The 14290-nt window shown below is 61.8% G+C and carries 11 protein-coding genes; 1 reads left to right on the top strand and 10 read right to left on the bottom strand.

The window, feature by feature from the left end:
- The gene (locus RAS12_RS24750) at positions 1-1470 is read right to left on the bottom strand and encodes an NAD-dependent succinate-semialdehyde dehydrogenase (protein ID WP_306942339.1); all 1470 of its coding nucleotides are present in this window, start codon (positions 1468-1470) and stop codon (positions 1-3) included.
- 185 nt (positions 1471-1655) lie between these two features.
- On the opposite strand from RAS12_RS24750, the gene RAS12_RS24745 reads away from it, so the two are divergent.
- Positions 1656-2561 carry a LysR family transcriptional regulator gene (locus tag RAS12_RS24745; RefSeq protein WP_306951606.1) on the top strand — a complete coding sequence of 302 codons (906 nt, stop codon included), beginning with the start codon at positions 1656-1658 and terminating at the stop codon, positions 2559-2561.
- A 24-nt stretch (positions 2562-2585) separates the two neighbouring features.
- Here RAS12_RS24745 and RAS12_RS24740 read toward each other — a convergent pair whose 3' ends face one another.
- From RAS12_RS24740 to RAS12_RS24700, 9 genes are all read right to left on the bottom strand, one after another.
- Entirely contained in the window at positions 2586-3782 is a 1197-nt protein-coding gene (locus tag RAS12_RS24740) for an ABC transporter substrate-binding protein (protein ID WP_306942337.1), read from the bottom strand.
- Between the two features lie 131 nt (positions 3783-3913).
- Positions 3914-5176: a dihydrolipoamide acetyltransferase family protein gene (locus RAS12_RS24735; protein WP_306942335.1), complete on the bottom strand. Its 1263-nt coding sequence runs from the start codon at positions 5174-5176 to the stop codon at positions 3914-3916.
- Positions 5177-5188: 12 nt separating this feature from the next.
- Complete coding sequence (locus RAS12_RS24730; protein WP_306942333.1) at positions 5189-5890, bottom strand: GntR family transcriptional regulator; 702 nt, start codon at positions 5888-5890, stop codon at positions 5189-5191.
- A gap of 11 nt (positions 5891-5901) precedes the next feature.
- A complete protein-coding gene (locus tag RAS12_RS24725; RefSeq protein WP_306942331.1) occupies positions 5902-6624 on the bottom strand; it encodes an SDR family NAD(P)-dependent oxidoreductase in 723 nt (240 codons plus the stop codon).
- Positions 6608-8815, bottom strand: coding sequence for an alpha-ketoacid dehydrogenase subunit alpha/beta (locus RAS12_RS24720; protein ID WP_306942330.1), 2208 nt, complete (start codon positions 8813-8815; stop codon positions 6608-6610). Before RAS12_RS24720 ends, RAS12_RS24725 begins: the two co-directional genes overlap by 17 nt.
- 48 nt (positions 8816-8863) lie before the next feature.
- On the bottom strand, positions 8864-9634 hold the full coding sequence (locus RAS12_RS24715) for an SDR family NAD(P)-dependent oxidoreductase (RefSeq protein WP_306942328.1): 771 nt from the start codon (positions 9632-9634) through the stop codon (positions 8864-8866).
- Positions 9635-9862: 228 nt separating this feature from the next.
- Positions 9863-11875 carry a TonB-dependent receptor domain-containing protein gene (locus tag RAS12_RS24710; protein WP_306951604.1) on the bottom strand — a complete coding sequence of 671 codons (2013 nt, stop codon included), beginning with the start codon at positions 11873-11875 and terminating at the stop codon, positions 9863-9865.
- A gap of 294 nt (positions 11876-12169) precedes the next feature.
- The gene (locus RAS12_RS24705) at positions 12170-13219 is read right to left on the bottom strand and encodes an ABC transporter substrate-binding protein (protein WP_306942325.1); all 1050 of its coding nucleotides are present in this window, start codon (positions 13217-13219) and stop codon (positions 12170-12172) included.
- 93 nt (positions 13220-13312) lie between these two features.
- Positions 13313-14290, bottom strand: coding sequence for a CobW family GTP-binding protein (locus tag RAS12_RS24700; RefSeq protein WP_306942323.1), 978 nt, complete (start codon positions 14288-14290; stop codon positions 13313-13315).

Raw genomic sequence — 14290 nt, 5'->3', positions numbered from 1 at the left:
TTAGCGCGGCGCGTTGAACGATTTGCCGGCCAGGCAAACGTATTTGATTTCAAGAAACTCTTCGATGCCGTACTTGGACCCTTCACGGCCCACGCCCGATTCCTTGATACCGCCAAACGGTCCGACTTCGTTGGATACGGCGCCGGTATTGACGCCGACGATGCCGTATTCCAGACCTTCCATCATGCGCCACACGCGTTCCAGATTGGCGGTGTAGAAATAAGCGGCCAGGCCCGATGCGCTGTCATTGGCGCGCGCCAGCACGGCGGCTTCGGATTCAAAGGTGCTGATGCCCACCACCGGTCCGAAGATCTCTTCGTGCGCCAGTTCCATGGCGTCGGTAATGCCTGTCAGCAATGTCGGTTCGTACAGCAGCGTGCCCGCTTCGCGCAGCTTGCCGCCTGCGAGCAGCGTGGCGCCGTGGAGCGTGGCATCCGCCACCAGCCGCGTCACTTTGTCTACCGCCCGCTGGTCAATCAGCGGACCTTGGGTCACGCCAGCCTCCAGACCGCCACCCACCTTCATGCGGCGGATCTCGGCCAGCAGCTTGTCGTTGAACGCATCAGCCACGCTTTCGTGCACGTACACACGATTGGCGCAGACGCAGGTTTGACCCGCGTTACGGAACTTGGACAGCACCAGCCCTTGCACTGCCTCGTCCAGATCGGCATCTTCAAACACGATGAACGGCGCGTTTCCGCCCAGCTCCAACGACAGCTTCTTGATGTTCGATGCGCTTTGCTGCATCAGCAACCGGCCGGTCTGGGTCGAACCGGTAAACGTCAGTTTGCGTACCGTGGCGTTCTGCGTCAGCTCGGTGCCTATAGGCACCGGATCGCCAATGACCACATTCAGCACGCCGGGCGGAATACCCGCCTGCTCGCCCAGCCAGGCCAGCGCCAGCGCGGTGAATGGCGTCAATTCAGAAGGCTTTAGCACCACAGTGCAACCGGCCGCCAAGGCAGGGCTGACCTTGCGCGTGACCAATGCAGACGGGAAGTTCCAAGCAATGATGGCTGCGCACACGCCCACGGGCTGACGGATGGCCAGCATGCGCTGGTCGCTGCGGGTGTGGGGCAGGACGTCGCCATAGATGCGCTTGGCTTCTTCCGCAAACCAGTCCACGAAAGACAGCGCGTAGTTCAGTTCGCCCCGGGCCTCGGCCAGCGGTTTGCCTTGCTCCAGCGTCAGCAGCAAGGCCAGATCGTCGCTATTGGCTTCGATCAGGTTGTGCCAGCGGCGCAAAATGGCGCCGCGTTCCTTGCCCGTCCTGGCTCGCCAGGCGGGCAACGCGGCATCGGCCGCCGCGATGGCGCGTGCGGTTTCAGCTTGCCCCAGATTGGGCACTGTGCCCAGCGGCGTGGCGTCAAAGGGGTTGCGCACCGTAATGGTGGCCTGATTGTCGGCGTCGCACCAGGCGCCGCCAATGTACGCCTGCTGCCGTAGCAGCTGGCTATTTTGCAGATTCATTGTCTTGCGCTCCATCCATCGTTCTTGCGCGGTCCGTTCATGCGGGCCGGTCGCTATTTTTGGTGAGAATAGCAATGGCATCGCCGTCCCCAATAGCAGTCATTAACGATGCCGCCATCGCCAAACGCGATGGCAAGCCCCGGCATGGCTACAATGACCTTTCACCTCTGCCCGTGTTTTCCGCCATGCGTCTTGACCCCACTTCCCTAAAGCTTTTCATCAGCGTGGTCGAACAGGGCACCATTGCGGCGGCGGCTGAACACGAGCACATCGCCGCGGCCGCCATCAGCAAACGCATCAGCGAACTTGAAGCCGATCTGAAAATCCGGCTGCTCATCCGCACCAACAAAGGCATACGCGCAACGCCCGCTGGCATTGCTCTGTCCACCATGGCCCGGCGCGCGCTACACGAGCTGGACGAAATCGCCGTACAGATGCGCGACTACTCGCGCGGCCTGCGCGGCTTTATCCGCGTATTTGCCAATATCTCGGCCATCACCCAGTTCCTGCCGCAAGACATCAAGCTGTTCCTGAACGACTACCCCAACGTACAGGTGGACCTGGAAGAGAAGATCACGTCCACCATCATCAAGTCGGTGGCCGAAAACGCCGCCGACGTGGGTATCTTCTCTGGCACCGCGCCCGACCACGACGTCGAAATCTATCCCTACCGCGAAGACACCCTGGCGCTTGTCGTTCCTGCCGACCACCCCTTGCAGGACCGGCCGGGCTTTCGCTTTGCCGACGCGCTGGAACATGACTTCGTGGGCCTGCACCGGGGCAGCGCCATCAACCGCATCCTGTCGAACGCCGCCAGCGACGAAAAGCGCAACATCAAACTCAAGGTGCAGGTGACCGGCTTTGATGCCCTGTGCTTCATGGTGAATTCCGGGCTGGGCGTCGGCGTGCTGCCGCTGGATATCGCGCGCCGCTACTCGGTCATGTTCGACCTGCGCATCATCCCGCTGGCCGAGCCCTGGGCGCGCCGCAAGATTCAGATCTGCGTGCGCGCCTATGACTCGCTGCCCACCGCCGCCAAGCTGTTCGTCGATCACCTGAGCAAGGGCCAGGCCGGGCCAGAACAGACTTGACCTGCCCCCGCCCAGCCGCGAACCTTACTGCTTCAGGTCTTCGGGTTTGATGGCCTTGGTAATGTTGTCATCCACCGACACCACCTTGCCGTCAATCCAGCGCACCAGACGGAAGTCCTTGTACGACAGCGCTTCATGATTGGCCTTGGTGAAAGCCGGCGCGTAGGTCTTGATCACGCCATTCACGCTGCCCAGGTTTTCCAGCGCCTGCTGAACCTTTTCACCATCGGTGGACTTGGCCTGCTCCATTGCCGCCGCCAGGATCTTGACCGAGTCATAGGCATGCGCTGCAAACACATAGGTCGGCAGCTTGCCTTCCTTTTTCATGATCGTGTCGTACAGCGCCTTGGATTGCGGCGTGGAGTCCTGGGTGATGGACGCCGAGAAGATCATTTTCTTGGCAAGCTCAGGCCCTGCGATACGCAGGAACGGAGGGCTCAGGTTCGACCACGAACCCAGCGTGGTCGGGTAATACCCGATCTTTTCCTGGCTGCGCATCAAGTGGCCGTTGGAGTCCGCCAGCGCGTAGACGATCAGCGTGTCGGCGCCCGTCGCCTTGATCTTGTTTAACTGCGAGCTCATGTCCGTGTCTTTCGGACCGAACTTCTCGTTGGCTACCGGCGTAATGCCGTGCAATTGCAGTACGGCGGCAGCGTCCTTGGCGCCCTGCTGCCCATAACCGGTGGTGTCCGCAATGATGGCAACCTTCTTGTTCTGCGTCGCACGCGCCGCATAGGCCGCCAGAAGCGTAATCTGATCCAGGTCCCGCATCGACACGCGGAAGATGTAGTTGGCGGGCTCTTTGCTGTAGCGGTTGGTGATTTCCGTAGCAGTAGCCGACGGCGAAATGGTTGGAATCTTTTTCTGCTGCACGATGTGCAGCCAGGCCAGCATATTGCCGGAGTTCACCCCGCCCAGCATCGCAACAACCTTCTCGTTGTCGACCAGTTCATTGGCGTTCTGAATGGACTTGGGCGGCGAACCCACGTCGTCGCGCGGCACGATGACGATCTTCTTGCCCAACACCCCGCCCGCAGCGTTGATTTCTTCGGCGGCCTGGCGCGCGCCCGACAACGCAGACACGCCGAAATCGGCCGAGCCGCTGGCGGACATATCGCTGTTGTATCCGATCTTGATTTCGCTTTGCGCCCATGCGCCCTGCACCGCAACTGCCAAGGCGGCGGCGCAGACGATGCGGAAAAGCGGCTTCTGCTTGTTCATTGTTTTGTCTCCAGACATTATGTAATGGTGCTACGACTAAATCGCCGCCATCGGTCTGTGCGCCGTTCGCGGTCCACGCTAAGCGCTGCTGATGTGGACACTACCTGGACAAGAACTTTCCACTCAGAACGCTAGAGAATCAATTCGATGGGATGCTCCAGCAAGTGCTGCACGGCTTGCAGGAACCTGGCGCCCAACGCGCCATCCACCACCCGGTGATCGGCCGACAGGGTCAGGCTCATCACATGGCCAATACGTAGTTCGTCGCCATCCACCACCGGTTGACGCGTCACCGCGCCTGCCGCAAGAATCGCGCTTTGCGGGGGATTGATGATGGCGGCGAACGACTTCACGCCATACATCCCCAAGTTGGACAGCGTCAGGCTTCCGCCTTCGTATTGCTCTGGCCGCAAACGTCCGCTGCGCGCCTGATCCGCCAACTGTTTGATCTGGGCGGACACCTCGTTCAGACCCAACTTGTCCGCGCCGCGCAGAATGGGCGTGATCAATCCCGACTCCAACGCAACCGCAATGCTCAGGTCGATCTGATCAAGACGCAGGGTGCCTGCGTCCGTCCACTGCGCATTGATCTCTGGCACGCGAGCAACGGCGCGGGCCACTGCCATCACCAAAAAATCGTTCAGCGAATAGCGGACGGTTGCCGCAGCATTCAGGGATTCGCGCGCGGCCATCATCGCGTCCATGCGGCAATCGACCGTCAGGTAGAAATGCGGAACCTGCTGCTTGGACTGCACCAGGCGGCGCGCGATGGTCGCACGCATGGCGGAGTGCGGCGTCAACGCGCCAGCCGCTGGCAAAGACGCCGGCGCGGCCGGCTTTGCGGCAGGAGCTGGCGCTGATGCCGCGGCGTGTTCGATATCGACCCGCACGATACGTCCATTCGGGCCGCTGCCTGTCAGCGTGTGCAGGTCCACGCCCATGATGCGCGCAACCCGGCGGGCGGACGGGCTGGCAAACAAGCGATGTTGTTCGGGTTCGGCCGCGACTGATGCCGACGCTGCTACTGGCGCGGGCGCGGGGGCTGGAGTCGAAGTAAACGCCGAGCTTGAAGGCGGGACTGAAGCCGAGGTTGGCACGGAAGCCTTGGCCGCAATGGAAGCAGGCCCGGATGCGGCTGGCGCCTGTCCGCTCTGCTTGGACGACAACGTAGCAATGACGTCGCCTACCGGCACTGCGGTATCGCCCGCGGCAACATGGATACGCTCCAGGATGCCGCTATCCACGGCCTCCAGTTCAATGACGGCTTTGTCCGTTTCGATTTCGGCCAGGATATCGCCCACCTTGACCGTGTCGCCGGACTGCTTCAACCATTGAAGAATTTTTCCCTGCGTCGTGCCCGCGCCAATCGTGGGCATTACGACCTCGATATCCATGTCTCACTCGCTTTACTTGTTGGCTAAGTTACCTGTCTTCTCGATATAGGCCGCAGCATCGGAAATATCGGCCACCACCGCCGCGCGCGCGCCTTCCGCGTCGCGGCGCCGCAGCGCTTGCAGCAGATCGCCGTGATGACTGAACGATTCCCAGCTTTCCGACTTGCGGTCCTTGCTGCTCATGCTCAAAGAAAACAGCGGCGCGATTTGCAGCCAGATGTTCTCGATCATCGTGACCAGCAGCGGCATTCCTGCCGCTTCGTACAGGGTGAAATGCAGATTCCGATTGGCTTCGATGGTCTTCAAGGTATCGATCTTGCGCTGGTGGCCAAGTTTGTCGAACTCCTGGGCATAACGTTCAATACGATCCACCGTTGCATCGTTGATGATCTTGACGGCTTCAGCCGCCGCAAAACCTTCCAGACAACAACGGATACGCACAATCTCGCGAAACTTGGGCAGCCCGGGTTTGGGCACACGCACGCCCCGGCTGGGCAGCATTTCCAGCGCGCCTTCGGCCACCAGCTTATTCACTGCTTCCCGCACCGGCATCGGGCTGGTATTCAAGACGGCCGCAAGACCGCGCAAGGTAACTTTCTCACCCGGCGGCACCGCGCCGCTCATCAGGAGCTGACGCGTTTTTTGATAGATCTGGTCCGCGACCGTAATCCGTTCCTGCTTGTCGAGCAGGCCTTCCAGGATGCTGCTATCCATGTGTTTTACGCCTAGTTCATGTAGACGCCACCGTTCACGTCCAGCGTGGCGCCGCAGATGTAGCTTGCGCCATCCGAGCACAGAAAGGCGATGGGCAAGGCGATTTCGCGTGGCTGGGCCATGCGTTGCAGAGGGATTCTATTCGCATCCAGTTCGGCGCCCTGGGTCATGGCAGTCGCGGTGGCGCCTGGCGCCACGCTGTTGACGGTAACGCCAGACAACGCCGCCTTCCTGGCCAGCCATTTCACGAACGCATGCGTGCCGCCTTTGGCCGCCACATAATGCGGGCTGGCCGCCAGGCCGCCCATGCGCGCCGCGACCGACGACACAAGCACCATGCGGCCCGCTCCTTGCGCCGACATCTTGGCCAGCGCGGCTCGGGTCAAATGCATGACGCCCAACAAATTGATATCGATGACCTGCCGGAACACGTCGTCCCAGCCATCGGCATTCCAGTCGTCCCACGGGCAATAACCCGCGTTGGCCACCAGCGCATCCAGGCGGTCGATGCTGGCTACTGCCGCCTCGGCTGCAGGGCGATCCGTCACGTCAAACGCCAGCGCGCGCGCCTTCACGCCCTGCGCACGCAACTCCGCCGCCAAGGCTTCCGGCGCCTGCCGGTCGGCCAGCACCAGCGCCGCCCCTTGTTCACCGCACACCCGCGCGGTCTCGCCGCCTATCCCGCCAGCGGCGCCGGTGATCAAGATGGTCTTACCCTCAAGCGCGTATGGCATGAACATTCCCTTGTGTCGGATTCAAAGCGCTGTCGCGCAGCATGGCGGTAATCAGCGCGCGGATATCGTCTTCGCCGGCCAAAGCCGCGCGTTCCAGCGCCTGCGACACCACGGGCGGCGCCCAGCGGCCTGTCACGCGCTGCACGGGCTGATCCAGGTAATCGAAGTAACGGCGCTGAATTTCGTCTGCGATCAGCGCGCCCAGGCTTGCGCCGCGCGTCGTCTGCTCAACAATGGCGACGCGGCCGGTCTTCATGACAGAACGGCCAATGGTGTCGTAATCGATATCGCGTTGCGACAAGGTGCGCAGATCAATAATGTCGGCGCGCACTCCTGTTTCCTCGACGATCTGACGGCACCGTTCCACCATGCTTAGGGTCGCCAGCAGTGTGATCTGGTCACCCTCTTGCACGCGTTTGGCGCGGCCGATGGGGATGAAGTAGTCCAGGTTCTTGGGGACCAGCGCTTTGCGCTTGTGCAACTCTTGCGGCTCAATGACCAGCACCGGGTCTTTGCAACGCAGCGCCGAATTCATCAGGCCCACATAGTCAAAGGCATTGGACGGCGCCACGATGCGCCAGCCGGGAAACAGCGCGAACACGCCGGCGGGGTCCATCGAATGCTGCGAGCCATAACCTTCGGCGCCAGGGATGCGAGTACGCAGCACCAGCGGAACGCTGGCCGTGCCGTTAAACAAGTGGCGGATCTTGCCCGCCTGGTTCAATAGCTGATCGCCCGCGACCAGGAAAAAATCGCTATACATCAGCTCGACCACGGGCTTCAAACCCGACAATGCCGCGCCTGTAGCCAATCCGCAAAAGCCGTTTTCGGTGATCGGCGTGTTAACGAGCCGGCCCAAGAACTTATCCGTCAGCCCGCGTGTGGCGCCCACCGTGCCCCCGCCCATATTGGCCACGTCTTCGCCGAACACATAGATGCTGTCGTCTTCAGCCATGCGCGCGCCCATCGTGCGAGCCATGGCTTCGATATAGGACAGGCTTTCCATGTCGGCGTCGTCAAAATCCTCGGCTTCCACATAAGCCACGCCATCGAACTCGCTCATGTCGCTGTTCAGATTGACGTCGACGCTTGCGGCATCTGGCCACAGTTCGGGGCGGATGCGAGCCGACGAGCCGACGCCTTCTACGCACGAGACCGCAGCGGCTTCTACCGCGTCGCTGACCGTGGCATCAATGGCGGCAAGCTCATCACCGTCCAGAATGCCTCGCGACACCAGTTCCTGTTGCAGGAATAACCACGGATCACGCGCCTTCCAGGCGTTCTCTTCCTCGCGGGTGCGGTAACCAAACGCGCTACCCGGGATCGAGGAACTCTGGTGGTAATAGCGGTAGACCTCGGCCAGGATGAACGCGGGCCGGCCTTCACGCTCAATATGCTGTTGCGCCCAGCGCGTGGCCAGCCAGACGGCGAAGGGATTCATCCCGTCGACCTTGACGGCCGCAATGCCGTGACCTTGCGGCCGGGTCAGCAACTCAGTCTGATAGGTGGATTGCTCCACGCTCATCGACACCGCGTATTTATTGTTCTCAAGAAAGAAGATCATGGGCAGGCCGTACAGCGCCGCCAGATTCATGGCCTCGTGGGTGGCGCCTTGATGCACGGCGCCGTCGCCAAAGAACGTGACCATCAGCTTGCCCGACTGGCGCTGCTTTTCCGCGAAAGCGTGGCCGCAGGCGATGGGGATACCGCCTGCGACGATGGCGTTCGTGCCCATGATGCCCAGGTCGGCGCGCCGCAAGTGCATGGACCCGCCGCGTCCGCCCGTCCAGCCATCTTTCAGGCCCAGAATTTCGTGCATCAGACCCTGGATCTCTTGGCGCATGCGCAAGGTCAGACCGCTGGCAACGGGGTCCAACCCCTCTTCATACAAGGCGTTGATAGCCTTGGCAATGCACTGATGATGCGCGCGGTGCGTGCCGTTCATCAGCGTATCAATAGGCAGTGCCGCGATGCAGCCCGCAGCGCCGCCTTCCTGGCCGATGCTGGAATGGGCGGGGCCGTGCACCAGGTTCAGCTTGTCCAGCTGCAGAATCTTTTCTTCGAAGCGCCGTGCGACCAGGAACAGCGTGGTGAGCCGCAGGGCTTCCTCCCGCGTCAACAGCGCCCAATCGCTTTCTTCCACCACCAGCGTGCGCGCTGGCGTCGTCTGCCCGATGTCCTCGAAAAGCATGCTGTCCCCTTGTTGTTCCGGGCTGGCTCACGGGCCAGCCCTGGCCTGTCAGATATGTGCGGTAACGCCGCCGTCCACGACCAGGCTGGCGCCCGTCACGAAGTCGGACGCGGAGCTGGCCAGAAACAGCGTCGAACCGATCAAGTCGTCGGGCTCCCCCCAACGCCCCAACGGGGTGGTGGCAACGACGCGTTCCGCATGACCCGGAATATCCACGCGCGCCTGGCGCGAGAGCGCGGTGTCTATCCAGCCCGGCTGGATCACATTGACGTTGATGCCATCAGACGCCCACGCGCAGGCCAGCGAACGCGTCAGCTGCAAAACGCCCCCTTTGCTGGCCGAGTAGGCGGCGGTCACGGCGTTGGAGGCCAGTGCCAGAATCGAGCCAATATTGATGATCTTGCCCTTGCCACGCAGACTCATCGTCGCGTGCACGGCCTGGCACATGTTGAACGTGCCCTTCAGATTGATATCGACGATGTGGTCCCACACATCCTCTGCGTAGAGCTCGGGCCGCATGCGGGTGTTGACCCCGGCGCAGTTGATGAGCACGTCTACCCCGCCGTAGCGGGCCACCACATCGGCCACCGCGTCGGCGCAAGCCTCGCGGTCTTCGACGCGTAGCGCGATAGCTCCGGTCTTCACGCCAGATTCGCGCAGCTCGGACGCCAGCGCGTCCAGCTTTTCCCCCGCCAAGTCGGCCAGCACCAGCGTCGCGCCGCCTTGGGCAAAAGCCCGGCTGAGCGCTGCGCCGATGCCACCCGCCGCACCGGTGATAAGAACAATCTTGTCTCGAACACTGAATAGTTGTTGGGCCATGCTTCGCTTCGCTGCTGACCGCGCTCCGGCGGATACCGGACGCTATTTCTGATATGTGATCACAAATTGGATTCTAGAAATCTGGTATCTGCGCGTCAACAACTACAGGATCGGGGTCTACCCGTTCAGGGAAAACACGTAGGCGCAGTCAAGAAAAAAGCCGAGGCATATTGCCCCGGCTTGGTTGTGATTCGATTTCGGCCGTAAGCCGATGCAGGACGTGAGTCCTTAATACGTCATGCGCACGCCCAACAGCACGCTGCGGCCCGGCAACGGCGCCACTGACGAGATGAACGACGCATGGTTGTATGCCAGCTTGTTCAGCAGATTGGTGCCGCGCAGATAGACTTCATAACCGGTCTCGCCATAACGGCCGCGATACGCCACGACCGCATTGACCAGGTTGTACCCCGGGGTGCTGTTTTCGTAGGACGCAATGTCGTTCTGCGAAAACACGCGCGCATATTCCACGCCGCCCGACCACTGCTGCCACTTCACATTGCCCCGCACACCCGCGCGTGCCGCTGGAATGCGCGGCAGATTGCCTTCGCCGCCAGTCAGCTTGCCGCGCACGTAGTCGCCGAACACCGCTGCCGAAAGCACCGGCGTGAACTGATGCCGGATCTCGCCTTCCAAGCCGGTGAATTCCGCGTCACGTTGCGTGTATTCGATCAGACGGAAATCTTCGTAGCGGTCCAGCGTGTTGGCGTAGATGTAGTTCTTCACGCGGTTGTGGAACACGCTGGCTGTGAATTGCGTATCGCCCGCGTGCTTGCGCAAGGTCAGATCGATGTTGTGCGAGGTCTCGCGGTTCAAGTCCGAGTTACCCAATTCATACGTGTTGGTGGCCAGGTGGACGCCATCGGCATACAGCTCTTGCGCGTTCGGCAACCGTTGCGATCGCGACAGAGACAGCGCGACAGAGTATTGCGGCGCGAAGTCCCAGATGGCCGCGGCCGATAGCGATGTGCCCGCCAGGCTGCTGCGCGACGCGCCGCCTTGCGGCGAAATGCGCTGCCAATCCTGACGCGCGCCCACTTCAAAGCGCCAGTCGTTCAGCTGGTACTCCTCAAGCACAAACAAACCGTAGCTGCGGGTCTTGCTGCGCGGCAGGAATGCCTCTTCGCCATCTGCGCGGAAATCGCTGTAGGCATTCTGTACGCCCACCACGCCGCGCCAGCCCGCGATCGGCTTGTGCTGTAGTTCAAGGCGCAGGTCATAACCTTTGTTCTTGAATCGGGTGCCGACTTCGCCGCCTTCGATCTCGTCGTGCTGGTAGTCCGTCAGGCCGCCGCGCAGGCGGATCTTTTCGAAGCCGGCAAACGGGTCCTGGTATTCGGCGCGCAGGTCCAGGCGGTTGCTGCGCAACTTCACATAGGGCACACCGCCGTGTTCGTGGTCGTGATCATGGCCCTCTTCCTCATCTCCGTGGTCATGATCATGACCGCCGCAGTGCAGGTGCGTGCCATGCGGATGGCAGCCTTCGTATTCGTGGTTGTGACCGGGCAGCCCGTACTTGCTTTCCAGATGCGTAAACGCCAAGCCGACATAACCTCGCGGCGTAATCCACGACATGCCGACCGAGCCCTGCGACGATTCACTGTACGAGCCTTCCAGCTTGCCGCCTGGCCAGTCAGGGACGTCGTAGTCGCTGGTGCGGCGCTTCATGCCCTCTACTCGTACCGCGAACTGCCCTTGGCCCGCAGTAATCCCCACGGCGCCCGCGCGCTCCTTGGTGCCGGTCGCGCCGCGCAATTCCGCTTCGGCTTCGATGCCTTTCTCGGGCACGGCAGTCGGGATCTTCTTGTCGACCACATTCACCACGCCGCCAATCGCGCCGCCGCCATACAACAAGGTGGCGGGGCCGCGCAGCACTTCGATGCGCTCGGCCAGCAAGGGTTCAACGGTCACGGCGTGATCCGGAGAGATGCTGGAAGCATCCATCACTTCGGACCCATCGGACAGCACCTTGACGCGAGGCGCGGTCTGGCCGCGTATCACCGGACGGCTGGCGCCTCCGCCAAAGGTGTCGCTATTGACCCCGGGCAGGTTCTTCAAAGTCTCGCCCAGCGTGCCGGTGCGTTGTTCGATCAGCGCATCTCCTTCCAGCACAGATGCTGGCAAGGTGGTGCTGTTCAAGTCCAGGCCCAGCGGGTTGGCCGACACGGTGATCGGCGCCAGGGTCTTCGTGCGGTTGGGGTCGGTCTCGGTCTCGGCTTGCGCCACCGGCGCGATCAGCATCAACGAGCAGACCAGCGGTTTCAGCGCGCCCCGGCGGCTTGCCCTCATGATCGCTGCCCCGCCTCTTCCCTGCTTGAACCCCTGCTTCTTGCCTTTCATCTTTGCTCTCTTGGATGTTATATCATTACAAATAGCTGACGAATGATATAACATTTCAGAATCAGTGCAAGATGATTTGAATGGCGTCGCCCTCATCCGGGCGGTAGTGACTAGGGGGATTCAAGCGCGCCTATGCCCGCGCGCTGCGGCATGAGAGTCCCGGGCTGGCAGTGCCCGGGACCGGCCTTCAACGCATCAACCCGCCTTGAATTCCTTGTTCCAGAATTCCAGCATGTCGGCTTTTCCTTCCGTCAGGCTCTTTAAGTCGTAAGCGTGCAGCAGCTTTACCTCGGCCTCCGTGAAACCCACGCGTTTCAGGTTTTCCGGCAGTGACGCGTTGGTCACCGTAGGGGCATAACCCATCTTTTCGGCAAAACCGACCTGGCCCTGCGCGTCCAGCATCGCATTCAGATATTCCCAGGCTGCATCCTTGTTGCGGCTGTTCTTGGCGACTCCCGCCTCGAACGATACCGGCACCGACCCTTCCTTGGGGATCACGAATCCCAAGGGCAAGCCGCTGTCCTTCCACTGCAACGCCCGGGCCTTCCACATGCACGCAATCGCGATCTCGCCCGATTTGAATGCGGCGGCCACGGCCTCATTGGACGGATAGATGCGCGGCGCATTGGCCTTGAGTTTGGTCAGGAAGCGCTTGCCGCCGTCAAAGCTCTTGGTGTCGCCGCCCGCGCCCAGGCCGACGAAGACCGCGTTGTACAGATACAGAATGTCCGAGAAACCGACCTGGCCCTTGAGCTTGGGGTCGAGCAGCGCTTGCAGGGAATCCGGCGGCGTCGGGAATTTCTCGGTGTTGTAGACCAGGGTCATCGCACTGAAAATGTGCGGAATTGAATACGGCGTCTTCAGCGCAGCAATGGCGTGCGCCAGATTCGGCAGCTTCTTGGCATCCACCGGTTCCAGCGTGCCGGAGCGCTCGGCGTCGTACATATCCACTTCGCCCAGCAGCGCCACGTCCATGCTGCCGCGCCGCGAGTTCTTTTCGGCGCGCAGCTTGGTGACACGGCCCACGGCGTTGCCGGTGTCATACACCACCTTGACGCCTTGTTTGCCAACAATGGGGTTGATGATCTGCTGCAGCAGGTTCTGGTAGTCGCCGCCCCAGGTCCCCACTACGATTTCTTTTTCGGCGGCATGCGCCATGCCCGGCACCCAGCCCAGGGCGGGCGCCAAGGCCAATCCCGAGGCGGTCTTGATGAAGCCACGGCGAGTCAGGTTTTTTTCTTGCATAACAACCTCGTATCGAAGGGGAACTGCCGACTTACTACGATGCAGATGCACGGCCGGCTGTGCCCGGCGGCGCGCCCGCAGGCTTGAAAACGGTCAGGCCAGCATCTCTACTGGCGCATGGGGCGCGGAGGCGCGAATGTCATCAACGTTGATGTCGCGCGCAATGACAATGATGGCGTCTTGCGCATCGGGTTGGCGCGTCAAACGTTGCGGCGCGCTGAAGGTGGTGCCTACCGACTGGATCAAGATTGGTTCGGCGCATTCTTTGACGCGCACCACCGCTTTGACCCGCAACAGGCGTTCGCCGCATAGACCCGCCAGGTTATCCAGCCACTCTGAAAAATCTGTCCAGCTGATGCCTTCGTGCGCACGAGCGGCCATTACCCGGATGCGCGGATGGGCAACGCGCTGCCCGCCCGCCACCAGCATCTGCGCCGCCAGCGCAGCCAGGTCAGTCACGCCTTGCGACGGTGCAAAGGCTGCCTGTACGGCTTGTTGCCGGTCGGGTTGGGCAATGATTACGGCAAGCGGATTCAAGGCTGCGGCGCGCGCCGCACGCGAGTCCAGCGCCCCGTCCGGCAACAAGTCCGTTTTGGTCAGCACAATGCGGTGAGCGGCGCCAAACTGCGCCATGGCTTCGTCCATTTCCGCCAGCGCATCGGGGTCGCGGGCGCAGTCGTCTGTGCAGACCACCGTCAGCCGCAAGCCGCGGCTGGCCAACTCAGGGTCCGCCAGCGACGCAATGATCGGACCCGGCCGCGACAAGCCGCTGCACTCCAGAATCACGCGCTGCAATGGGCCGGCGCCGTCAGGACGCGGCGCATCCAGCAGCGCGCTCAGGGTATAGACCAGATCGCTGCGCAAGGAGCAGCACACGCAGCCGTTGGCCATCAGCGTCATGGGCACGTTGTCGCTATCGTTGGCAACGATGGCGCCGTCCACGCCCACCTCGCCCGCTTCGTTGACGATGACACCCGTATCGGCCGATGCCGGATCACGCAGATAGTCCACCAGCAGCGTGGTCTTGCCGCTGCCCAGAAAGCCGCACAGCAAAAATAGATCGACGGCCAT

It is taken from the genome of Achromobacter seleniivolatilans (assembly GCF_030864005.1).
GTDB classification, from domain to species: domain Bacteria; phylum Pseudomonadota; class Gammaproteobacteria; order Burkholderiales; family Burkholderiaceae_B; genus Achromobacter; species Achromobacter seleniivolatilans.
Note: the sequence above shows the minus strand (reverse complement) of the source record. Positions and strands in the feature narration are given on the sequence as shown.